General features: G+C 42.6%; 22 protein-coding genes. 15 read left to right on the top strand and 7 right to left on the bottom strand.

Annotated elements, in window-relative coordinates:
• Positions 1 to 36: 36 nt before the first annotated feature.
• Positions 37 to 2,130 (bottom strand): sensor histidine kinase, encoded by a 2,094-nt coding sequence (locus VR7878_RS15095; RefSeq protein ID WP_139344111.1) that lies wholly within the window; start codon positions 2,128 to 2,130, stop codon positions 37 to 39.
• Between the two features lie 307 nt (positions 2,131 to 2,437).
• On the opposite strand from VR7878_RS15095, the gene cmk reads away from it, so the two are divergent.
• From cmk to pyrF, 6 genes are all read left to right on the top strand, one after another.
• Positions 2,438 to 3,121 (top strand): (d)CMP kinase, encoded by a 684-nt coding sequence (gene cmk / locus VR7878_RS15090; RefSeq protein WP_077336889.1) that lies wholly within the window; start codon positions 2,438 to 2,440, stop codon positions 3,119 to 3,121.
• 117 nt (positions 3,122 to 3,238) lie between these two features.
• Entirely contained in the window at positions 3,239 to 4,909 is a 1,671-nt protein-coding gene (gene rpsA / locus VR7878_RS15085; RefSeq protein ID WP_077336888.1) for a 30S ribosomal protein S1, read from the top strand.
• Between the two features lie 62 nt (positions 4,910 to 4,971).
• Positions 4,972 to 5,280 (top strand): integration host factor subunit beta, encoded by a 309-nt coding sequence (gene ihfB / locus VR7878_RS15080; protein WP_261855969.1) that lies wholly within the window; start codon positions 4,972 to 4,974, stop codon positions 5,278 to 5,280.
• 136 nt (positions 5,281 to 5,416) lie between these two features.
• Positions 5,417 to 5,701, top strand: a complete 285-nt coding sequence (locus tag VR7878_RS15075; RefSeq protein ID WP_077336914.1) for a LapA family protein — start codon at positions 5,417 to 5,419, stop codon at positions 5,699 to 5,701.
• A 9-nt stretch (positions 5,702 to 5,710) separates the two neighbouring features.
• Complete coding sequence (gene lapB, locus VR7878_RS15070; RefSeq protein ID WP_077336886.1) at positions 5,711 to 6,880, top strand: lipopolysaccharide assembly protein LapB; 1,170 nt, start codon at positions 5,711 to 5,713, stop codon at positions 6,878 to 6,880.
• 68 nt (positions 6,881 to 6,948) lie between these two features.
• The gene (gene pyrF, locus VR7878_RS15065) at positions 6,949 to 7,650 is read left to right on the top strand and encodes an orotidine-5'-phosphate decarboxylase (protein ID WP_077336885.1); all 702 of its coding nucleotides are present in this window, start codon (positions 6,949 to 6,951) and stop codon (positions 7,648 to 7,650) included.
• Positions 7,651 to 7,743: 93 nt separating this feature from the next.
• Here pyrF and miaE read toward each other — a convergent pair whose 3' ends face one another.
• Complete coding sequence (gene miaE / locus VR7878_RS15060) at positions 7,744 to 8,514, bottom strand: tRNA isopentenyl-2-thiomethyl-A-37 hydroxylase MiaE (RefSeq protein WP_077336884.1); 771 nt, start codon at positions 8,512 to 8,514, stop codon at positions 7,744 to 7,746.
• Positions 8,515 to 8,592: 78 nt separating this feature from the next.
• Positions 8,593 to 9,354: a DNA repair protein gene (locus VR7878_RS15055; RefSeq protein WP_077336883.1), complete on the bottom strand. Its 762-nt coding sequence runs from the start codon at positions 9,352 to 9,354 to the stop codon at positions 8,593 to 8,595.
• A gap of 302 nt (positions 9,355 to 9,656) precedes the next feature.
• On the opposite strand from VR7878_RS15055, the gene cysB reads away from it, so the two are divergent.
• The gene (gene cysB, locus VR7878_RS15050) at positions 9,657 to 10,631 is read left to right on the top strand and encodes an HTH-type transcriptional regulator CysB (RefSeq protein WP_077336913.1); all 975 of its coding nucleotides are present in this window, start codon (positions 9,657 to 9,659) and stop codon (positions 10,629 to 10,631) included.
• Between the two features lie 284 nt (positions 10,632 to 10,915).
• On the opposite strand, the gene VR7878_RS21635 is transcribed toward cysB, so the two are convergent.
• Complete coding sequence (locus tag VR7878_RS21635) at positions 10,916 to 11,086, bottom strand: hypothetical protein (protein WP_369075453.1); 171 nt, start codon at positions 11,084 to 11,086, stop codon at positions 10,916 to 10,918.
• A gap of 281 nt (positions 11,087 to 11,367) precedes the next feature.
• Between VR7878_RS21635 and lrp the strand changes: the two genes are divergently transcribed.
• Together lrp and VR7878_RS15040 are read left to right on the top strand one after the other, a co-directional pair.
• The gene (gene lrp / locus VR7878_RS15045; RefSeq protein WP_021020090.1) at positions 11,368 to 11,862 is read left to right on the top strand and encodes a leucine-responsive transcriptional regulator Lrp; all 495 of its coding nucleotides are present in this window, start codon (positions 11,368 to 11,370) and stop codon (positions 11,860 to 11,862) included.
• Positions 11,863 to 12,036: 174 nt separating this feature from the next.
• Complete coding sequence (locus tag VR7878_RS15040) at positions 12,037 to 14,805, top strand: DNA translocase FtsK (protein ID WP_077336882.1); 2,769 nt, start codon at positions 12,037 to 12,039, stop codon at positions 14,803 to 14,805.
• 52 nt (positions 14,806 to 14,857) lie between these two features.
• Here the strand turns inward: VR7878_RS15040 and dsbB are convergent, their stop codons facing one another.
• Positions 14,858 to 15,394 carry a disulfide bond formation protein DsbB gene (gene dsbB, locus VR7878_RS15035; RefSeq protein ID WP_077336881.1) on the bottom strand — a complete coding sequence of 179 codons (537 nt, stop codon included), beginning with the start codon at positions 15,392 to 15,394 and terminating at the stop codon, positions 14,858 to 14,860.
• Between the two features lie 75 nt (positions 15,395 to 15,469).
• Positions 15,470 to 17,050 (bottom strand): Na(+)/H(+) antiporter NhaB, encoded by a 1,581-nt coding sequence (nhaB, locus tag VR7878_RS15030; protein ID WP_077336880.1) that lies wholly within the window; start codon positions 17,048 to 17,050, stop codon positions 15,470 to 15,472.
• 626 nt (positions 17,051 to 17,676) lie between these two features.
• Between nhaB and fadR the strand changes: the two genes are divergently transcribed.
• Entirely contained in the window at positions 17,677 to 18,522 is an 846-nt protein-coding gene (gene fadR / locus VR7878_RS15025) for a fatty acid metabolism transcriptional regulator FadR (protein WP_077336879.1), read from the top strand.
• A gap of 94 nt (positions 18,523 to 18,616) precedes the next feature.
• Here the strand turns inward: fadR and VR7878_RS15020 are convergent, their stop codons facing one another.
• Positions 18,617 to 19,780, bottom strand: coding sequence for a Card1-like endonuclease domain-containing protein (locus VR7878_RS15020; protein WP_077336878.1), 1,164 nt, complete (start codon positions 19,778 to 19,780; stop codon positions 18,617 to 18,619).
• Between the two features lie 356 nt (positions 19,781 to 20,136).
• Between VR7878_RS15020 and hinT the strand changes: the two genes are divergently transcribed.
• The 5 genes from hinT (at position 20,137) to VR7878_RS14995 (ending at position 23,852) form a co-directional block, all read left to right on the top strand.
• On the top strand, positions 20,137 to 20,487 hold the full coding sequence (hinT, locus tag VR7878_RS15015) for a purine nucleoside phosphoramidase (protein ID WP_077336877.1): 351 nt from the start codon (positions 20,137 to 20,139) through the stop codon (positions 20,485 to 20,487).
• 105 nt (positions 20,488 to 20,592) lie between these two features.
• Positions 20,593 to 21,960: a COG3014 family protein gene (locus tag VR7878_RS15010; protein WP_139344110.1), complete on the top strand. Its 1,368-nt coding sequence runs from the start codon at positions 20,593 to 20,595 to the stop codon at positions 21,958 to 21,960.
• The gene (locus tag VR7878_RS15005) at positions 21,960 to 22,349 is read left to right on the top strand and encodes a YcfL family putative periplasmic lipoprotein (protein WP_077336875.1); all 390 of its coding nucleotides are present in this window, start codon (positions 21,960 to 21,962) and stop codon (positions 22,347 to 22,349) included. Before VR7878_RS15010 ends, VR7878_RS15005 begins: the two co-directional genes overlap by 1 nt.
• Before the next feature lie 18 nt (positions 22,350 to 22,367).
• On the top strand, positions 22,368 to 22,958 hold the full coding sequence (gene lpoB, locus VR7878_RS15000; RefSeq protein ID WP_077336874.1) for a penicillin-binding protein activator LpoB: 591 nt from the start codon (positions 22,368 to 22,370) through the stop codon (positions 22,956 to 22,958).
• A gap of 24 nt (positions 22,959 to 22,982) precedes the next feature.
• The gene (locus VR7878_RS14995) at positions 22,983 to 23,852 is read left to right on the top strand and encodes a phosphotransferase (RefSeq protein ID WP_077336873.1); all 870 of its coding nucleotides are present in this window, start codon (positions 22,983 to 22,985) and stop codon (positions 23,850 to 23,852) included.

Raw genomic sequence — 23,852 nt, 5'->3', positions numbered from 1 at the left:
ACTTAACTTACTATCGAACCATTAAGTATGTTGTTATTATTCAATTCTTTTCATATGATTTGTGATGCTCCTTGAATGACCTACATTCGGAAAAACAAGAACAAACTCAGTATATTCACCATATATAGACTCACAATGAATATCTCCTTTTATAGACTTCATTACTCGCTTACAATAGCTCAATCCAAGTCCTGTTCCATTGTGCTTTTTGTAAGTAAAGAAATCACTGAATATACTATCTATTATTTTTTCTTCTATACCAGGTCCATAATCTCTAAAATATAACTTATTGCATGATTTTTCAGATTTCGTTTTTATCTCTATTATGCTTTTAGGATGTGAATCGAAATAATAAATAGCGTTTTTCAATAAATTAAAAATAACAAATGTTATTTTTGTTTTATTAGCGTGTATAGTAAAGTTATCTTTAATGTCTATAAATATTCTATCTATACTTTTTTGGTTGTCATAAGCATGATCATTAACAGATTCCTTGACTAGAGTACTTATATCTATATATTCATCATTATTGGATTCTGAAATACAATCAACATCATTGAGTGAAGTGTTAATTATTTGATGTCCATTTTTTATGGCTTTACGTATGTCTATTATATTACTTAGTAATGATGTGGTTTTTTCTGTATTATTTATTTGGGACTCTATTTTTGAAATATATGATTGAACATTCTTTAAAGGAGTTTTCATTTCATAAGCAATAGATATGGCTGCTTTTTGAGATTGTTTTATTTTATTTTCACAGTGGAGGAAAAAACTGATTTCTTTCAATATGCATTGTATTGCATAAATTTCTTCGTTTGAATATAAAAGTCCATTTAATTTCCTAGGTAATAATAACAGTTGGGCTATAGAATTATTATTGTCAAAAATGGGAAGTATTGCTGCTGAGTTGTTTTCAATCATCTTGAAATGTATTTTTTTTAAATAATCATGCTCTTTATTATCTAATTGGTATTCTATTTCATCTAAAATTAAAGCCGAATTTTGACCATGTGAATACTCTTTATAGATCGAAGTTAACTCATTATCTAATGATATGATGGATAGTTTGCCATCAAGTTTTAGAGATTGGGAAACTGTGTCTATTAAATCTTGTAAAGAATTATGAACATTTTTAGATGTAGTGTAGATTTGCTCAATAGGAGTTGATGGTTCTTTATATACTAATAGACTGGCTATTTTAGTAGATAGTTTTGCTATTTTTTTCCAATGATATGTATGAATAAAACACCATAATATAATGAGAATAAAACTTAATGGCATATTTAATTTTACAGATAAAATTGTAATAGGGACTATATAAAATAGTAGAGTTGTGGCTGTTTTTATAGCAGAATATATTAAGTATTTCCAACTATAGAATCTATAATTTATAGAAGCATATCCAACAACGCTTAAACAAATTATTGCTAAGAATGGAGGAATCCAAGTTAATGAGAAATCATCATATATAAAGGTTATGATTAAATGAAGTGTTGCTGTTGAGACTAGATATATAATCATTCCTAGCACTGTATATATTGATTTTAATTGTTTTATTTTTACATGGTTTGTTTTTATTGATTTTGTTAATTTAAATAAAGTTAGAAATGTGTATATGAATAGTGATAGAAAGAAAAAGGGTGTCGCTTGACCAAAAGTAATGGTGAAATCACTAGGGCCTTTAATAATAACTCCAGTTATAGTATATCCAGATATAAAGTTTACATAAAATGCATATATAGTCATTATAGCTATGGTTATGATTTCCCAAAGCTTAAATTTATTTTCTTGTATAGCTGATGTCAGATAACATGAATAGATAAATGCGAATGTTAATGACATGTATGAAAATATGTTTGCCATTTTTGCCATATATATAGCACTGCTTTCACCGAATATAACAAGTAAATCTGTATGAAAGTATGCATTACTGGCAATCCACAAGATGATAAAAAAAACGCATGTTGAATATGAGTAATAGAGGTTTTTTATAGAACCGGAAGTTTTAGGTTTTTTAGTCGATAAATAAATAATAAAATAAGATAGCCAACAGGCTCCACCTATTGATGCAAAGAGAAGTAATAAAGCTTTAGGATAAGCGATATAGTTCAATAATTGAGTGATCAAGTTAAATTACACCTCATGTATTAATTGAATAATTATCTTGATTTTTCAGTCAAGAGTGTAAGATAAATTCAGATGAATGGATACAAATAAAAGCCATTTTCATCAATTTTTATTATGGTTATAGTGAGAATTTAATTGATGAATTTGTTATTTCGATGGGTGTTCGTGATATTGCTGTTTAAATGAGGAATCTACTACTTAATAACTTTCTGAAATCCCCTATGGCTCCTGAGCCGCTGAGTCTTTATAATGCGGCACCGGCAAGGTGCGGATTTTAGCCGCAATCATTTGAATAGTGGAGTAAGACATGTCTTCTTATACACCGGTGATTACCGTTGATGGACCAAGTGGCGCCGGGAAAGGTACGCTGTGTATGTGTATCGCTAAAGCGTTGGGGTTTGATTTGCTGGATTCCGGCGCACTGTATCGTGTCCTGGCTTTGGCTGCGATTCATCATGGTGTTGATACCGAATCTGAAGATGCTTTGGTACCTTTAGCAACGCATTTGGATGTTGAATTTATTGCTGAAGGAGATTTGGTCAAAGTCATTCTGGAAGGTGAGGATGTCTCCGGAGAACTCCGTAAGGAAGAAACGGGCATGGCTGCCTCTAAAGTGGCTGCTTTCCCCCGGGTACGAGAGGCGCTTTTGCGACGTCAACGTGCGTTTGTCAAAGAAACCGGACTCGTTGCTGATGGCCGAGATATGGGGACGATTGTTTTCCCTGATGCAGAAGTCAAAATATTCTTGGATGCCAGCTCGGAGGAGCGGGCAAAAAGACGCTATAACCAGTTGCAACTTAAAGGGGTTGATGTTAAATTTGATGACCTTTTAAGCGAAATTCGTGAGCGTGACGAAAGAGACCGAAATCGTCCCGTTGCGCCATTACGTCCTGCTGATGATGCATTGGTTCTTGACTCTACGTCTATGTCTATCGAGCAGGTTCTCGAAACATCGCTACAATATATAGAATCTAAACTGGCGGTTCGCTAGCCGTGTGCTAAGCAATCGTCAGTGCGGAACGTCGGTGTCAAGGATGATGATCGGCGAAATTCATAACCCCACGCGGTAGGATACCCGTGGAAGTTTAATATTTTGAAGATGAAATAAATGACTGAATCTTTTGCTCAACTCTTTGAAGAGTTTCTAAACGAAACTGAATTCCAGACTGGTACTATCGTTAAAGGTACCGTTGTTGCTATCGAGAACGGTTTTGTTCTTGTTGATGCAGGTCTGAAGTCTGAATCTGCAATCCCTGCTGAACAGTTCAAGAACGCTGCTGGCGAACTTGAAGTTGAAGTCGGTTCTGAAGTCGATGTCGCGCTGGATGCAGTAGAAGACGGTTTCGGTGAAACTCAACTTTCTCGTGAGAAAGCGAAACGCCACGAAGCTTGGATCGTTCTTGAGAAAGCATACGAAGAAGCTGAAACTGTTGTTGGTATTATCAATGGTAAAGTTAAAGGTGGTTTTACTGTTGAACTGAACGGTATTCGTGCTTTCCTTCCTGGCTCTCTGGTTGACGTTCGTCCAATTCGTGACACCGCTCATCTGGAAAACAAAGAGCTAGAGTTCAAAGTAATTAAGCTGGATCAGAAACGCAACAACGTTGTTGTTTCTCGCCGTGCTGTTATCGAATCTGAAAACAGTGTTGAGCGTGATGAACTGCTTGAGACACTACAAGAAGGCACAGAAGTTAAAGGTATCGTTAAGAACCTGACTGACTACGGTGCGTTTGTTGATTTAGGTGGTGTTGATGGTCTTCTGCACATCACTGATATGGCTTGGAAACGTGTTAAGCATCCATCTGAAATCGTCAACGTTGGTGACGAAATCTTAGTGAAAGTGCTTAAGTTCGATCGTGATCGTACACGTGTATCACTTGGTCTGAAACAGCTAGGTGAAGATCCATGGGTTGCAATTGCAAAACGTTACCCAGAAGGTCACAAGCTGACTGGTCGTGTGACTAACCTGACTGATTATGGCTGCTTCGTTGAAATCGAAGAAGGCGTTGAAGGTCTGGTTCACGTTTCAGAAATGGATTGGACGAATAAGAACATCCACCCATCTAAAGTTGTCAACGTCGGTGACGAAGTTGAAGTAATGGTTCTGGATATCGATGAAGAGCGTCGTCGTATTTCTCTGGGTCTGAAACAGTGTAAAGCTAACCCATGGCAACAGTTCGCTGAAGCTCAGGCGAAAGGCGACAAAGTTACAGGTAAGATCAAGTCTATCACTGATTTCGGTATCTTTATCGGTCTGGATGGTGGCATCGACGGTCTGGTTCACCTGTCTGATATCTCTTGGAATGTTCCTGGAGAAGAAGCGGTTCGTGAATACAAGAAAGGCGATGAAATCTCTGCTGTTGTTCTTGCTGTTGACGCAGAGCGTGAGCGTATTTCTCTTGGCGTTAAGCAAATGGAAAACGACCCATTCAACGCATATGTTGCTGACAACAAAAAAGGCACACTAGTCAATGGTACTGTTACTGCAGTTGATGCGAAAGGTGCTACAATTGAACTAGAAGATGGCGTTGAAGGTTACATCCGTGCTTCTGAAGTATCTCGTGACCGAGTTGAAGACGCATCTCTCATCCTGAGCGTTGGTGATAGTGTTGAAGCGAAATTTACTGGTGTAGACCGTAAGAACCGTGTTATCAACTTATCTGTCAAAGCGAAAGATGAAGCAGAAGAGCAAGAAGCAATGGCTTCACTGAACAAGCAAGAAGAAGGCGCGTTCGGTAATGCTATGGCTGATGCTTTCAAGGCTGCTAAAGGCGAATAATGTAATTCGCAAAAAAGGAGCCGCTTTGGCTCCTTTTTTTTAGTTAGGATTTTGATGCTCATATTGCAAGTAAGAAGAGGGAAACTATGACGAAGTCTGAATTGATTGAAAGATTGTGCGCAGAGCAAACTCATCTGTCCGCGAAAGAAATCGAAGATGCCGTAAAAGATATTATCGAGCATATGGCGACATCGTTGGAGCAGGGTGACAGAATAGAGATTCGTGGCTTTGGCAGTTTCTCTCTGCATTATCGTGAGCCTCGCACGGGACGCAACCCTAAAACAGGTGAAAAAGTTGAATTGGATGGTAAGTATGTCCCTCACTTTAAACCTGGCAAAGAGCTCAGAGAGCGCGTTAATGGTGCGATCTGATTTTTGCAAACGAATCTGTGCGGCATATCATTCGATATGCCGTTTTTTTGGATACGATATTATCAATTATCATGGTATGGATGGTGATTTTCTTGCATAATCAGGGATGCCAATAACTGATGCAGGTTTTCCCATTATGAGAGTCCTAAAAATCATTTTTCTTCTCGTTCTCTTCCTTGTTGCCTTAGCTTTGGGCGCTCAAAACCAAGAAGTTGTCACATTCAACTATTTGTTAGCAAAAGGTGAGTTCCATTTATCTTGGCTTTTGGGAGCAGTTTTTGTCACAGGTTTTGCCATCGCGTGGCTTATCTTTGGTAGTTTGCATCTCAAAGCAAAACTACAGATTCGTCGTTTGAATAAGCAACTGAACAAGAGTGAGGCTCAGCGCTCAGTTGCGAAAGAGAAACTGAATATCGGATAATATAGCTCGATGTTAGAAATACTCTTCTTGTTATTGCCGATCGCTGCTGCCTATGGTTGGTATATGGGTCACCGCAGTGCTCAGCAGGACAAGCAGAAACACTCTCACCAGATTTCCCGTCAATATGTCACGGGACTTAACTTGCTGTTATCTGATCAATCAGATAAGGCGGTTGATCACTTTATCGAATTACTCCAAGTCGATGATGAGACGATTGATACGCATTTGGCTCTCGGTAACTTATTTCGTTCCCGGGGCGAAGTTGACCGAGCAATTCGGATTCACCAGAATCTGATCTCTCGCTCAGGGTTGACCATCGATCAAAAGAACCTTTCACTGCAACAATTAGCAAAAGACTATATGGTTGCCGGTTTTTTGGATCGAGCCGAGCGGATCTTCGAGCAACTCATTGAAGAACCCGAGCATCGGGAATCAGCGTTAATTCAATTAACTTCGATTTATCAGCAAACCCGGGAATGGATGAAAGCCATCGATTGTGCTCATGCCTTGGTTAAACTTGGCCGCAAGAAGATGCGTAAGAGTATTGCGTACTTTTGGTGTGAGCTTGCAGCGGATGCGCAATCGATGCGTGATGATATGAAAGCGATACAAATATACAAGAAAGCGCTGTCGGAAGATCCGAAATGTGTCAGAGCAAGCATTGGTTTAGGAAAGCTTTATTTAGAGAAAGAAGATTATCGCAATACAATTCGTTATATGGAGATGGTGCTTGAGCAGGATGTCGATTATGTCGGTGAAATTTTGCCGACACTTGCTGAATGTTATCACCGTTCCGGTCATGAACAGGGACTGATTGATTTTTTAAGGAAATGTATTGCCCAGCAAGCCGGTGCTTCAGCTGAATTGATGCTGGCCCAGCTGGTTGCTCACCATGAAGGCGTGGGGGCTGCACTAGATTTACTGACGAAGCAGTTGGTGAAGAATCCGACCATGAAAGGGTTTTATCGGTTAATGGATTACCACTTAGCGGAAGCTGAGGAAGGGCGGGCGAAAAAAAGTTTATCTGCATTGCAAAGCATGGTCGGAGAACAGATGAGGATAAAGCCTCATTATCGTTGCCGGAAATGCGGTTTCTCCTCTCATTCATTATATTGGCACTGTCCATCGTGTAAGAGCTGGGGAGAGGTTAAACCGATTCGGGGTTTGGATGGCGAGTAAACATGCTCCGAAACACCTGAAACAAGAATTGAATTCAGATCATTACGACATAAAACAGAGGAGAAGAAATGGGCGAGCCGAGAGTTATTGTAGCACTGGATTATGAGAATCAAGCCGAAGCGTTACGTTTTGTTGATCAAATTGATCCTCAGCATTGCCGGTTGAAAGTCGGGAAAGAAATGTTCACGTTATTCGGGCCTGATTTTGTTCGCGCATTACACCAACGTGGCTTCTCTGTTTTTTTGGATCTGAAATTTCACGATATCCCCAATACTTGTGCCAAAGCGGTGAGAGCTGCGGCTGAACTGGGTATCTGGATGGTGAACGTTCATGCCAGTGGTGGTGAGCGGATGATGAATGCCGCTCGGGAAATTCTTGAACCTTATGGTACAGACAGACCGCTGTTGATTGGTGTGACGGTCTTAACCAGTATGTCGCAACATGATTTGGCCGATATCGGCCTGAATGTTACCCCTCAAGAACAAGTACTTCGTCTTGCAACATTGACAAAAAATTCAGGCTTGGATGGGGTGGTATGTTCTGCTCAGGAAGCTCGTCAGCTCAAAGAGCAATTGGGTCAGTCATTTCAGTTGGTGACACCGGGAATTCGCCCTGAGGGCAGTGATGTCGGTGATCAACAGCGAATTATGACCCCTCAAGAAGCTATTTCAGAGGGGTCTGATTATTTGGTTATCGGCAGACCGATTACTCAGGCACAAGAACCGGCATCGGTTTTAAAGCGTATCAATCACTCAATTCTTTTGTCGTAGAGCTGCTCAAGTAAGATTGCTGGCAATAGAACAGGGGCTTTAGCCCCTGTTTTTTTGAATATGATTTATCGCAAGATAATGGATCTCTGCGTCTCAGCAGGGAATGCCACTATGGAATCGGAAACGAGGATCGGGAGAGAGAATCAGTTCTGCTTCGATTTTTCCTATTGTATCGATTCGCTGAGAAATATCTTGATGAGCAATTTGCTGAGCCAGTGTCAGGTAGTCCTGATAGTGACGGGCTTCTGAACGTAATAAAGATATATAGAACTTCGCTATATCGTCATCCATGTGTGGGGCGAGTTTGGCAAAACGCTCACATGAGCGTGCCTCAATGTAGGCACCAATAATTAATTTATCGATGAGCGCATCCGGTTCATAGGTTTTGACCTGTGATAATAGTCCTTTTGCATAACGACCGGCAGGAATATTCTCATAGGTAATTCCTTTTTTCGCCATTATCTCGAGTACTTGATAGAAGTGATGGAGCTCTTCTTTGATCAGTAAAACCATTTTATCGATTAAATCTTGGCTGTACGACGAATCAGCTTTTGCCATGATGGTTTTGGAGAGTTGGCTTTTGCCTTTCAGTCCCGTTAGAGAACCTAATTTACGATAGGCAAAATCTTCATAGGGTTTAAACCATGCGAGTAGGGCTGATGCACTTGCTGTATCGACCGCGTATTTACGGATAAGATACATGGCGGATTGTCCGGCCTTCAATTCACACAGTAGATGATCAATCAGAATGACTTTTAAATTCTCTGGTTTTTTCGCTTCGTCAATCCATGCTTCAGGAGTTTCACATTGTAAAAAGTCATGAATAGGTTGGAGTAATTGTTGATAATGGTCGTTACTGGTCATGGTTCTTAAACTTAAAAAGGTCGCCAGAGCGACCTGTTATAAATCGATAAAATTAAATCAGGAAGGGGAGGTAGGGAACTACCACTTTTTCTTTTCGCCGAAGAGGGCTTCCATATCGTCATCCCGTTCTCGGTCGCCCTGAGCTTCAACCGGGGTTTTCTTCTGCTGACGCTTGTTCTCGAGTTCATCGTACATGGCTTGCAGCTTTTCCCGCGCTTGATTTGAATAAGCATCATTTTTTGTACTGAGGACATCAATACCTTTCTTCAGTAGCTGAATAGCCGTTCCCGGTTGCCCACGGACAATCGACTCATTCGCTCGTTTGATGACATTTTCAATATTGATGCGTATCTGAATCATTTCCAGACGCGCATTTTCTGTCACATAGGTCTGGGTGTCCAGGCGCCCTTTGTTATGTTCGCTCCGAATCGTATCTCTCAGTCGCTTTACGAGCTTGAGCATTGTAATCGCTTGTTTGTCGTTGGTCGGCGATTTGAATGTTGTACTGTCCTGATTCGGCTGGTTTTCACGCAGGTTTTTCACTTGTCCCTGCATGTTTTCGATACGATGTGCAAGTTGTTTATTTTTGGGATCTAACTCGTACATGTTTTGTAGTGCATCCAGAATCCGGTTATTCAAACACAGCAACAAGTCCTTACTATAAGGGACGTGGTGGGCGTTACCAATTAGATCCTCGGTGGCATCAATGATTGCGACATAACGAGTAGACTCGTGTTTTTTTGCTGTTTCGACTTTGACTTTATACTGCAACATAATGTTGTAGCCCAAAATCAGAAGGAGCAATACGCCAACCAAGGCAATGATTAATCCTATACTCATAGTTCCTGCATCAATCCGTACAACGTGAATTCAACCTGTCTAAGGATTCAGGGGGTCATAGTCCTCGACGGTAAGTTCGTATAGCATAATAAAATTTATCGTGTTCTACCAATGAATCCCCCATTATTCTTTAATAGATCACTTAATTATTCAGTTAATGAAGTCCCAACTCGCAGAAAAGTTCCACTTATTTTCTAATTTGTTGTCAAAAAAGGGTATAAATTCTTCTCATTAAGCATTATAACTAATGATTATATAAAATGCCTAAGTTTGCAATTTGCTGCAGAGATAATGGGGTTGACATGAAGCTACAGCAGTTAAAATACATTGTGGAGGTAGTGAACCATAGTTTGAATGTTTCAGCTACAGCCGAAAGTTTGTACACATCTCAACCGGGAATTAGTAAGCAGGTTCGTTTACTTGAAGACGAGCTTGGGATTCAGATATTTGAGCGCAGTGGTAAGCATCTGACTCAGGTGACGTCTGCCGGGGAAGATATTGTGAAAATTTCACAGGAAATTCTTTCTCGGGTTGAAAGTATTAAAGCGGTTGCCAGTGAACACACTCACCCGGAAATGGGTACATTGAATATTTCAACGACTCATACACAAGCCCGTTATGCGCTACCGGATGTGATTAAAGGTTTTACTGCCAGATACCCTAAAGTTTCTCTGCACATGCATCAAGGAACACCAAGTCAGATGTCAGAAGCGATTGCGAAAGGGATCGCTAATTTTGCCATTGCAACAGAAGCACTGCATTTGTATCAGGATGCAATCATGTTGCCGTGTTATCACTGGAATCGTTCGATTGTGGTGCCAAAAGGACATCCTTTAGCACAACGAGACAAGTTGAGCATTGAAGAGCTCGCGACCTATCCTTTGGTGACTTACGTCTTTGGGTTTACAGGTCGGTCTGAACTGGATATGGCATTTAATCGGATCGGGCTGAGTCCGCGAGTTGTTTTTACAGCAACGGATGCAGATGTGATTAAAACTTACGTCCGGATTGGAATGGGGGTCGGGGTGATTGCCAGTATGGCCGTTGATAAAGTCCGTGATGCGGATTTAGTGGCAATTGATGCCAGCCATATTTTTGGCTCGAGCACTACGAGTATCGGTTTCCGTCGGGGGACTTTTTTGCGCTCTTATATGTTTGATTTTATGGAACGTTTCGCACCACATTTAACTCGCCCGGTGGTGGAGCAGGCAATTTCCCTGAAATCGAATCAGGAAATTGATGAGATGTTCAAGGACATCCAACTGCCTGTGCGCTAATTGCGGATGTTCCTACATCTGCTATCTGCTTGGTGTTGTCTGTTTTCCCAGAAAACAATTACGTCGGTTGCGTCTTGTTAGTCCTTTATGGAAGAGCGGCGGCCGATATAACATCAGATTCTATCTGAGACACTCCGTCTAGCCTGTATGTGATTGTTTCAAGAAATTATATGCCTTAGTTTGTATATTTACGCCTGAATTTTCAGAATCAGGTTCCAGAAGTCGTCAATAATTCAGCGGATTATGACTGTTTCATTAGCAATAGAGCTAGTTTTGCTCTTGATTCAGTCGTCAGTTTGTGGAAAATTTGGTGTAAGGAGCAAATAGGTAGATAATATTTGTTCTTTTGGGAGTTTTTCACGTTTGACGTTCAGAGGTCTTTTGACCTTTACAATCATGCCTGCTTTCGCAAATATATTGTCAGCAGTAGGAAGAATGGATGCGCCTACGGTGATGCCATTGTCGGTGTTGGTTTCGACATTATGTTAGTGGCCTTGAGGTATTGCTTCTTTTATATACGGGATGAAGTTATACCGATACGGTACTGATGATGTTTGATCGCTTTCGGTATGCCAATCATCATTCTGACCCCTCATTTGTATTTGGTTGTATTCACTGGGTGTTTGTATAATATATCGAATATATGACTAGTAGCATGTTAGTCCTGTAACTTGAGATATTTGTGTTAAAAAATTGTTGTATGTTTTTGCAAGGAAGTAAATAAGGTGGAATAAACATGGCAGACAACTATAAAAAGCCGTCCAAGGATTTAGACCGGATCGATCGCAACATTTTGAATGAATTGCAGAAAGATGGCCGGATTTCAAATGTAGAGTTATCCAAACGTGTTGGATTGTCTCCGACGCCCTGCTTGGAGCGTGTGAGACGACTGGAGCGTCAGAACTATATTACCGGATACACAGCACTTCTGAATCCGCAGTATCTTGATGCATCATTACTTGTTTTTGTCGAAATAACACTGAATCGTGGTGCACCGGATGTATTTGAACAATTCAATACAGCGGTACAAAAACTAGATGATATTCAGGAATGTCATCTGGTTTCAGGGGATTTTGATTATTTGTTGAAAACCAGGGTATCGGATATGGGCGCATATCGTAAGCTTTTAGGTGATACGTTACTACGACTGCCCGGCGTTAACGATACTCGAACCTATGTGGTGATGGAAGAAGTGAAGCAAACCAATCAGTTAGTCATTAAAGTTCGTTAGTCGGATATCAAGTCTCGAATATCTTTCTGTATTCTGACTTAACGACATTGGGTTTTGGCTGATGTTATGATTAAATCTCAACATAAACCGAGCGGCTTGAGCCGCTCGGACTGTTTTTATTTCAATTCATGTTGTGCATAATGCTTTAACATGAGGTTCAGGCAAAAGTTGGTTATGTTCAAAGAGAACAAAAGTAAAGTCGAAACCATTATCAAAACCAGAGCAGAGGGGACGGCTTCACCTCGCTTAAATGGCGTTCAGCGGCTGAAAGAAAGTGTTTTGATTTTGGCTGTCCTCCTATCCGTTTTTTTCTCCGTGGCGTTGTTGACATTTAACCCCGCAGATCCGTCTTGGTCTCAGACCGCGTGGGGAGGAGAGCTACATAATGCCGGTGGATATATCGGAGCTTGGATCGCCGATACGCTCTTCTTTATTTTTGGATCTCTGGCATACCCGCTCCCGCTGGTGATTACCCTCATTACATGGGGCGGACTTCGTACCCGTGATGATGAACCCTTCGATTTTATGCTTTGGGGGACTCGTCTGCTTGGTTTCGTGGTGATTCTGTTGACCAGTTGCGGTTTGGCCGATATCAATTTTGATGATTTGTGGTATTTCTCTTCTGGTGGTGTTGTTGGCGATGTTTTGAGTAGTCTGGCGCTACCGACGTTTAATGTCTTAGGCAGTACATTGATTTTTCTGTTTCTCTGGGGAGCTGGCTTTACATTATTGACAGGTATTTCATGGTTAACGATTGTTGAGTGGATCGGGGATCAAGCCATTGCATTTGCACAGAAATGTGTCGCACTGTTCCGCAAGGATGAGAAGGAGACTCTTCTTTCTCCGGGGATTGAAGCATCTGCTGCCTTACTTGAACGTGACATTCAAAGCCGGTTATCACCGACTGAATCGGATATCACAGACACCGCATCAATGCCTGTCAGCGATTCTTCTGCTGACTATTCTTCTAACAACGACCATCCTGCTAACGGCAGTTCTTCTAACGACACTGTTCGTCGCTTTAATATCCACATCCCTCAGAGTGAACAAAGCGCGGAGGACGATGCCTATCAACAACCCGTTGAAGAAACTCATGCTGAGCAGCCTGAACGGAGTCAGCAATTTTCCGCAACGATAGAAGAATTGGATAAAGCAGCACAGCAAAATGATGATTTTGCTGAAGGCGGTTGGGATGATGATTCAATCGGGGACGCATCGTCTGATATCGAGCCCGGCCATTCCTTTGGCTCGTTTGATATTGATATTCATGAAAACGAACCATCGATTTCTGATCTGGATACGCTGGATGAGCATGACCTCACTGAGACGAAAGATGATGCAGATGACGATGTTGTGGCTTTCCAAAACTTAGTGTCCGAAGCTAAGAAAACTGAACAGGCAAAACAGAATCCGTTTCTGGTACAACCGACGGTCGATTTGCCGACCCCGACAGAGCCGTTGCCGACGTTAGAGTTGTTATATCATCCCGAAAAGAGAGACAATTTTATTGACCAGGATATGCTGACAGAAGTCGCAAGGCTGGTTGAGTCTAAATTATTGGATTATAAAATTCAGGCCAGTGTAGTGGGGATTTATCCCGGTCCGGTCATCACTCGGTTTGAACTTGATTTAGCCCCCGGCGTGAAGGTGAGTCGGATTTCCGGATTATCGACTGATTTGGCTCGTTCTCTGTCTACGCCCGCGGTGCGCGTTGTCGAGGTGATTCCGGGAAAACCTTATGTTGGTCTGGAGTTACCGAACCTGAGCCGTCAGACGGTTTACCTTTCTGATGTCGTGAGCAGTGACAAGTTTAAGCGCTCAAAATCTCCGACGACAATTGTACTCGGTCAAGATATTGCCGGTGATGCGGTGATTGCCGATTTAGCAAAAATGCCTCATGTCTTAGTTGCGGGGACGACCGGGTCAGGTAAATCTGTCGGTGTGAATGTGATGATTCTCAGTATGCTGTATAAGGCGACACCGGAAGAAGTCAGATTCATCATGATTGACCCGAAAATGTTGGAACTTTCAGTGTACGAAGGGATTCCTCATCTTCTGTCAGAAGTTGTGACAGATATGAAAGATGCCGCGAATGCATTACGTTGGTGTGTGGCAGAAATGGAACGCCGCTACAAACTGATGTCAATTGTTGGCGTGCGGAACATTAAAGGGTTCAATGAAAAGCTGGATATGGCAGCCAAGGCAGGACATCCGATTCATGATCCACTCTGGAAAGAGGGAGATAGTATGGATGCAGAGCCACCGTTACTGGAAAAATTACCGTTTATTGTAGTGGTGGTCGATGAGTTTGCCGATTTGATGATGGTCGTTGGTAAGAAAGTCGAAGAGCTGATAGCCCGTCTGGCACAGAAAGCAAGGGCTGCCGGTATTCATTTGATTCTGGCAACTCAACGTCCTTCGGTTGATGTCATTACAGGCTTGATTAAAGCGAACATCCCGACCCGGGTTGCCTTTACCGTTTCAACCAAAACGGATTCTCGCACCATTCTTGATCAGGGCGGTGCTGAATCTCTGTTGGGAATGGGAGATATGCTTTATCTGCCGCCCGGCTCCAGTCATACCGTCCGTGTTCATGGGGCATTTGCTTCCGATGATGATGTTCATGCCGTCGTCAACAACTGGAAGGCCAGAGGTCAACCCAACTATATTTCTGAAATTGTCAGCGGAGATCAAGGACCGGAAGCATTGTTACCGGGAGAACAACTCGACGATGATGAAGATATCGACCCATTATTTGACCAGGTTGTTGAGCATGTTGTTGAAACACGAAGAGGGTCGGTTTCCGGCGTGCAGCGACGTTTCAAAATTGGTTATAATCGCGCGGCCAGAATTGTTGAGCAGTTAGAAGCTCAGGGAATTGTGAGTGCTCCTGGTCATAATGGTAATCGGGAAGTTTTAGCGCCACCGCCGATCCGAGAGTAAATTTGACGTTGATTGAAAAGTAAAAGGGAGACCATCTGGTCTCCCTTTGTCGTTATTCAAATAAGCCACGTCTTTTCGGTTTGAAAAATTGAGCAATCAAGAAAATAAAGGCAACAAAAAGGTTAATTGCAAAGATGATTTCCAACCATTGTGGCATCGATAAAGTTAAAAACTGCCATACGATTTTGCTACAGTCCCCATATGCTTCGAACATCCAGGGCATCCATTGATTGAGCGGTGCCCATTGTGGAAACTGAACAAAAGCATCACACGTTGCAAACGGTGAAGGATGAAACTGATACTCCACATGTTGGTGCGCCAGTAACAGCCCCGAATATGATGTATATCCCCACGAAAGAAGACCTAACCAACGGAACACTGCCAACTGGGGGGCGATGAGTCCCAGCAGTGCGGAACCACCGATTCCCAGCATCGCCACTCTTTCATAAATACACATAACACAAGGGGCGAGCATCAGAATATGTTGGAAAAAGAGCGCGCACATTTCAAAAAACAGAATAGATAACAGCAATAAGACCCAGGCACTTCTGGACTGAGAAAACTTGTTGAGTTTGGCAAAGATCACTATGGGGCATCCTTATAAAGTAAAAGCTCTGTTCTACAGAGCTTTTTAACGCGAAACTGTTGTAGACTCAATCTATTATTAATGACCCAGTGATGCGGATGCATGTTTGAGTGCATTTGGGACATGATGTGATAACCAACCCAGATCATAGTAACTCGCTGTTGCCGGTTCAAGGAAAAAGATGATACCGACCAGCCCGACAAGTGTTAAGACAATGGTATATGGCAGTGCCATCATCACCATTCGTCCATAAGAGAGTCGGATAAGCGGCGCCAGTGCTGAGGTCAACAGGAATAAAAAGGCAGCCTGTCCATTGGGCGTTGCGACTGAAGGTAAATTGGTCCCGGTATTGATCGCAACCGCTAACAAGTCAAACTGATCGCGTGAGATAATGCCTTCTGCCAGTGCTGTTTTCACTTCGTTGATATAGACAGTCCCGACAAATACATTGTCCGAAACCATAGAAAGCAATCCGTTAGCTATGTAGAACATCGCGAGTTGGAGATCTGCATTCTGCAGGTGTAATACGGCATCAATAACGGGTTTAAATAAGTGCTGATCGACAATGACAGCAACAATCGAGAAGAATACTGCGAGTAATGCCGTGAAGGGCAATGCTTCTTCAAACGCTTTACCAAGTGCGTGTTCTTCGGTAATCCCACTGAATGTGGTTGCCAGAATAATCACGGAGAGCCCGATCAGACCGACCGATGCAAGATGAAGTGCCAGTCCGACAATCAGCCAAATCGCAATTAATCCCTGAATCCATAGTTTTGCGACGTCGAGATTGGTACGGCTTTGTGTTTGTGTCCGATCAAAATCACGCAAAATTTGGCGGACGGGGTCTGGAAGCCGGGCACCGTAGCCAAAAATTTTCAGTTTTTCGACAGCGATACAGGTGAAAATCCCACTGATAAACACAGGGACGGTGATCGGTGACATACGAATTAAAAACTCACCGAAATGCCAGCCGGCCTGATCGGCAATAATCAGGTTTTGTGGTTCACCAACCATTGTCATGACACCGCCAAGTGCTGTTCCGATCCCCGCATGAAGGAGTAGTGAGCGCAGAAAAGCCCGGTAGTTTTCCAGATCTTCCCGGGTCAGATCTGACAAATGGTCGTCCTGTGTATGGTCGCCCTGACCGGAGGCAACTTTATGATAGATAGCGTAAAACCCAACGGCAACACTGATAATGACAGCAATAACCGTAAGGGCGTCGAGAAATGCAGAGAGAAATGCAGCAGCGACACAGAATGCTAAAGATAAGATAACCTTAGAGCGTATCTCTAAAAGAATTTTAGTGAAAATAAACAGAAGCAGCTGCTTCATGAAGTAGATACCCGCGACCATAAACATCAGGAGTAAGAGCACTTCAATATTTGCGACTAACTCATGTTTGACTTGTTCCGGGCTCGTCATCCCTATCAGTATTGCTTCGATTGCAAGTAACCCACCGGGTTGAAGCGGATAACATTTTAAAGCCATTGCAAGTGTGAATATAAATTCAACAACCAATAACCAACCTGCGGCAAAGGGGCTTATTGTGAAAAAGACAATTGGATTCACAACGAGAAAAGCAATAATTGCCACTTTGTACCAATCTGGTGATTTACCCAGAAAATTTTTAATAAACGCGTTTCCTAACGAAATCGGCATGATGATGACTCTATAGTTGTTATGAACAGACACTGATATCCATCACTTCTTTTTCGTAACTATTTACGAAAGATATCCATTCAAAGTTACATACATCCCAGCAAATAATCATCAGTGATGCCTGATGATTATTGCTCCCTGATTCATGTATCGACATGGGTGTTTGCCGGAAACTCTACATGAGGTTAATTATTTCATGAAATACAATAAGTTCTTAGTGAGAGTTCCCTTGAAGTTTTTACATAAAAGTAGCCCATAATATGACCATAATTCATATAAAATCATTGTGACTTCACAACTCTGGCAAGAATGTCGAAAATAACATTTTCATCGATAACCATGTCAACAGTGATTATGTGAAATAATATGACATATCTGTAAGTTTACTATGGAAAATTTTATGTTTTTCACCTGTCCATCGTACTAAATTTCCTTTATATTTTATGCAAATTTCAGAATGGTAATCTTAAGCTAAATCAAAAAGCACATAAGATACTTGTTGTGCATTGACGTAATAATTTGGCTTGTGTGGCAAGTTGAATATTGAATATTTTCGCAGTGTACAAACTGGTGATATGATGAATGCCACCTGATTTGGTAAATAAACAAAACTGGAAAAGTATTGAATGGTCATTAAGGCGAAAAGCCCAGCAGGCTTTGCAGAAAAGTATATTATTGAAAGTATCTGGAATGGGCGGTTTGCGCCGGGCTCGATTCTTCCGGCAGAAAGAGAATTGTCTGAACTGATTGGTGTTACCAGAACGACATTAAGGGAAGTGCTGCAACGGCTGGCCCGTGATGGTTGGTTGACAATACAGCATGGTAAGCCGACAAAAGTGAATCAGTTTATGGAAACCTCAGGGTTGCATATCCTTGATACTTTAATGACGCTGGATGCTGAGAATGCAACCAGCATTGTAGAAGACTTGCTGGCGGCAAGAACTAACATCAGTCCGATTTTTATGCGTTACGCATTTCGGCTGAATCAGGCTCAGTCTGAGAAAACCATCAAGCGAGTGATTGGATCATGTGAGGCATTACTGGATGCTGACTCATGGGAGCAATTCATGGCTGACTCACCCTATTCAGAAAAGATTTCACAGCATGTGAAAGATGATGGCGAGGGTGACAAGGAAGCTCGTGAGCAGAAGCTACTGGCGAAGACTTTCAATTTCTATGATTACATGTTGTTCCAGCGTTTGGCTTTCCACTCCGGCAATCAAATCTATGGTTTGATCTTTAACGGTTTGAAAAAATTGTACGATCGTGTCGGTAGTTACTACTTTTCGAACCCCAAAGCACGTGTGCTGGCGCTGGAATTTTATAAGGATTTATTATCGATCTGCTCAAACGGAACCGATAAGTTAGAGCATCTTTCCGCTTGCATCCGTCAGTACGGGATTGAAAGCCGACAAATCTGGAATGAAATGAAGCGCTCATTGCCGACAAGTTTTACGGAAGATGATTGCTGATCAAATCTGTTTGTCATCATTGGTGAACTGCTTAAGAATTACAAAAGGGCCGAATGGCCCTTTTGTTGTTTTTGACGCGCTATTTACTATTGACTTAAGAGAGATTCTCCCGGCCACCGGCTTGAGTGAACCAGTGTGATAAATGTGTTTCTAACGCTTTTAATTCTTCGGGGCCGATTAAGGCTAACCCCAGATCCTGTGCCCGGGTAATATCGTTTTGCCGGAGAGGGCGGAAGCTGACCAGCATTGCTCTTGCCTGAAGGCCACCGAGTAAGTCTCTCAGGGATTCAAGTTTATACAAGGTATCATCACCGTCATCTCTCATTCCTTTGGTTTTACATTCAATAATATGCAGTTTGTTATTGACCACGGTGGCAACATCCAGCTCATTTCGTACTTCGCGCTCACCCAACTGACGATAGACTTGAACGTTTAAAGAACGATCCTGAATTGTCGGCATGTTGCACTGAATTTTTCTGACAATGCTGTGTACCAGCGTTTCCAGCCATTCTCCATTGGCGAATCGTCTGGCATCTTCGTCGGCAAATGTCAGTATACCGTGTTCATAGGTCGCAATCTTTGCATCGACGAGGTCTTGGATTAACAGACTGAGTTCTTTGTAGCCTTGCTGCTTCTCTGATAACGCAACATCAAGACATTGCTCTTTTCTGCATGTTGTTGCCAGATAATTCAGCGTTGCCAGCCCCGGGCCGAGTTCGAGTGCATGACTTGCCCATGATGCACCGATATTACAGAGTTTTGTATCCAGTTCAGGCGGGGTGTCCCGTTCAACAAACTCTCCCCGGGCACCGAATATGGTTAAATAATCAGAGATGGTAATCCGATCCTGAACTTGGGTATCCTGGCAGTCATCCGGATATAGCCAGCACAGACAGTCTGAATTGGGCTCAACCACAAAGATTGGCCACTGGAACGTTCTGAACACTTCATAAATGGAAAGGAGACGATGCCGAAGACCACAGCTTGCATTGAGCTGAATATCCTGATTCCTGTTTTTCAGATCATGGGCCAGTTGATAAATCGAGTGTTTAATTAATGCCACACTTGAACCTGATGGAATCTCGTAAAACTCACTACTAATACCATGTTGTTCTAAAACATTGTGCAACCGGGTGTAAATGATTTTTTGTGAAGCGTCACCGATAAGTACGGTATGAGAGCCGATGATACGGTGATCAAGCAACGGAGTTATCAGACGAACCGGATCGTCGTCAAGGATGCCAACATGAATGGTCATAAATTATCCTCGTGCTTTCGCTTGTCGGAGTCGGAAGGAAAAAGACAAGCGATGTAGACTAGGATATAAAGGTCTCCGGAGTAAAAAACAAGGTTAGCTGGTGATAAATATCTATTACAGGGTGAAATATGACGGTATCTTTACCTATCACCTACTTAGAATTTGAATTCGGCTCTGATTCACTCAGACATTGACAGAAAGATGCGATGTCATTATGAAGTCAAACATCCGTAACATTCTACTGTATTTAGAATGAAAAAAGTGCTTAAAATACATCGGGTACGGAGATATGGTAAAACTAAGCGGATTGTGAGTCTGATTTCACACATGTGCGATAAATAATAGAGAGACGTTATATGGCCGAAGAAACAATTTTTAGTAAGATTATTCGCAAAGAGATCCCAGCAGAAATTCTTTATCAGGATGAGTTGGTCACTGCATTTCGGGATATTAATCCAAGAGCACCAAGTCATATCCTGATTGTGCCAAATCAACTGATTCCGACAGTGAATGACGTTGAAGATGCAGATGAAGCTGCCTTAGGCCGTCTTTTTACCGTGGCGAAAAAGTTGGCTGAGCAAGAAGGAATTGCTCAAGATGGCTATCGGCTTATTATGAACTGCAATGCGCATGGCGGTCAGGAAGTTTATCACATTCATATGCATCTTTTGGGAGGAAAACCACTGGGGCCGCTCCTGATGAACTAACGAATGTGGGTATCTGATGAGTCAATCTCGATGATGTAAATAATAGATACAGGCGGACACAGGAACGTTGTGAGAATACGGATACGATATATTGCGGTGATATGGATGGCACTGGGAAGCAGTGCTTGCGCAAATTTTTCGGCTGGCAACTTATTCAGCCATTATTCTGAACAAAACCGGAAGATGTATCGAGCTGTTAAGCAAGGTGACTATCAGAAGGCGAGTGAGGAACTGCCTGATGGTATCGGGGGAAAGATTCTCGATAATATGGAGAAAGGCCGGGTCTATTTTCTCAATAAAGATGTGCCTGAAAGTCAGTCATTTCTGGAGCAGAGCGATCAGGCGGTCAGGCGACAGCAGGATCAAGCCATTATTTCCATCAGCCGTGAGGCTAGCAGTGCCGGAAGTTTATTGGCGAATGATAATTTAAGGGAATACGTTCCGGCAGATTACGAGCTTGGTTTTTTACATCTTTATCTCGCGCTCTCGTATGTTTATAAGAATCAGCTCGAAGATGCGTTGGTTGAACTGAGACGGGCGAATCAGGTTCAGGAAAAAGCGCGTAACCAGCGGGAGGATGAGTTGCTCAAAGAGCGTGATCGCCTCAAGCAAGAGGGGATTCAGCCTAATCTTGGCGGGTTAATGGCGCGTTATCCAAGTACGGGAAGTACGCTTCAGTCAATTCAGAATGGTTATCTGTTTTATCTGTCCGGGTTGTTATATGAAGCCAGTGGTGACTTGAATGATGCCTATGTCGATTATCGGCGTGCGCTTGCTGTTGCGCCTGAGAATACCAGCGTTGCTCAGAGTACCCTCCGATGCGCGCAAAAGCTGGGTATGGATCAGGATCTGGTCTCGCTTCGCAAGAAATATGGTCATTTGCAGCGGTTGGGTCAGAATCAGGGGCGGATTATTATGATTCAGGAGCAAGGGATTGTTGATCAACTGAAAGGGTGGCAACTGTCTTTACCGATCTACGATAGCCTTGGCAGAATGAATCTTTATTCTCTGGCGTTACCCTATTATTCGGCTTACCAGCCATCAGATGCGCTCCCGGTGATGTTGGATGGTGTTACAGTTGCAGGACAGCGATTAGTTGATACCAATCTAATGGCAAGAAAACAGTTGAACGAAAGAATTAAATCGATTGTTTTTCGTCAGATATTACGCCTAACATTAAAGAATGCGCTGCGTAAGGAAACTACGAAAGATGATAATAACGGTGCTGAAGTCGCAAATTTGGTGCTTAATGTATGGAACACATTGACTGAACAGCCGGATACCCGCAGCTGGATTACTTTGCCCGGTACCGTGTTCAGTGCGACCAAGATTGTCTCCGCCGGTGAGCAGACGCTCTCCGTGGGGCAGCAGTCGTATACATTCAATGTTCCTGCACAAGGAACAACATTTGTATGGCTTTCCCGTCAGGGGGAAAATGCCGTTATTTGGCACAAACAGTTGGGAAGGTTATGATGAGTAAATGGCTATTTAGTTTTATGGCACTTGCCTTGGTAGGGTGTTCCAGTACACAGACTGCCGGCTTGACCGTTGAGAGTGAGTACCAACGGATTTTGTATGGTGACAAAGTTCTCGCTTCTGAAGTTGAAGTGAAAGATATTTCGACCGCTGAAGTGAACGATCATACTCGCGGTGTGGTCAGAGTAAAAAATAAAACCGCCTCAGATCAGCATATTCAATACCGCTTTTCTTGGTATGATCAACAGGGGCTGGACGTAAATACTCGTCCGGGGCCGTGGCGACAAGCCATTATTAGAGGGATGGATGAAGTTTCGTTATCTGAAGTGGCTGTTGCTCCGGAAGCTGTGAATTTCAGAGTACAGATTAGAGAATTGAATCAGTAAGTGACAAGGTGAGTCTTTATGAAAAAAAGTATAATCCTCGTGTTGGGATTGGCTGCTCTCATGAGTGGTTGTGCAAATAAGGTTTCTTACGGGGATGCACAAGCCGTAGAAACGAAAACAGTTGATTTTGGTTCGACAGATTTACAAAAGATTGCTGCGGATATGGTTGATAGCATGATGATGTCTGGTTCTGTGGCCGCCATCACTCGAAATTCACGTCCGATCGTATTTGTGGACGGTATCAAAAACAAAACCAGTGAACATATCGATACCGAATCAATTACGGACACAATCAGTACCAAGATGCTGAACTCCGGGAAGTTTCGATTTGTGGATATGACACGGATCGAAGCGGTCAGAAAGCAGTTAGATTTCCAGAATAATGATGCATTGGTCGATAAGAGCAGTTCGATCCAGTTTGGTAAAATGGTTGGCGCTCAGTACATGTTATACGGCAATTTATCAAGTATCGTCAAAGATACCGGCAGCGATAAAGATGTGTACTATAAAATGACGATGCGTCTGATGGATTTACGTTCAGGGCTCATCGAATGGGCTGATGAAACTGAAATTCGCAAAGAGCAGGAAAAGAGCTTTTTGGGATTTTAATCCACTGAGTTGAGGACGTCAGCGATGGCACGTATGTCATGGTCCGAAGCATGTCAATTAGATCCCTCTCTGGCGTCTTTGACTCATTTTTTTCGGGAAACGCCGACAGTCGCACAAACATTGGCTGGCGGCTTAACGAATCGTTGTTGGAAGATAGACATTCCTGAGTCTCCTTCCGCAGTGTGGCGTCCTTCAACGGATGTCACACAAGCGTTTTCCATCTCTCGTCATCAAGAATTCCACATCCTGTCTGCGTTAAAAGATCAAGCGGTACAAATTTCTCCTGAACCGCTTCATATCAATGAGCAGGGGTTACTGGTACAGTGGATTGAAGGTGAGCGCGTTGTTGCAAATGATATTGAGGTCATGACACGGCTGCTAAGCCAGATTCACCAATTTCCGGTAACGAAACTACCGATTGTTCCTTTTGTTTATACAGCACGAATCGATCACTATTGGTTTCAGTTACAGGCGATGTCTGCTGAGCTGGGAGCCATTGAATCACTCTATAAAACCTGGCGAACACTCCCTAATATCTCTGAAGTTCCACTCTCACTTTGCCACTTCGACCTGGGATGTCACAATCTGATCAAAACATCTCAAGGGATCAAAGTGATTGACTGGGAGTATGCATCTCTGGCTGATCCCAGAATGGATTTAGCGATGACGATAGACATGTCCGATAGCAATTTACTCACGGCTGTCGGTCAATATTGCCAGCATCGGAATATCAATGAACTTGATTTATGGATCGAAGGGGTGAAAGCCTGGATACCCAGAGTTCGGATGCTTGCAATGTTATGGTATTTGATTGCTTTTCAGTTATGGGAAAATAAAGAGATGCAAGCAGCGGCTGAACGGATAAAAATGCAGCTAGACAACGAGTTCAAATGA

The organism is Vibrio ruber DSM 16370, from assembly GCF_900163965.1.
Classification (GTDB): domain Bacteria; phylum Pseudomonadota; class Gammaproteobacteria; order Enterobacterales; family Vibrionaceae; genus Vibrio; species Vibrio ruber.
This window is presented reverse-complemented; position numbering and strand designations above follow the sequence as displayed.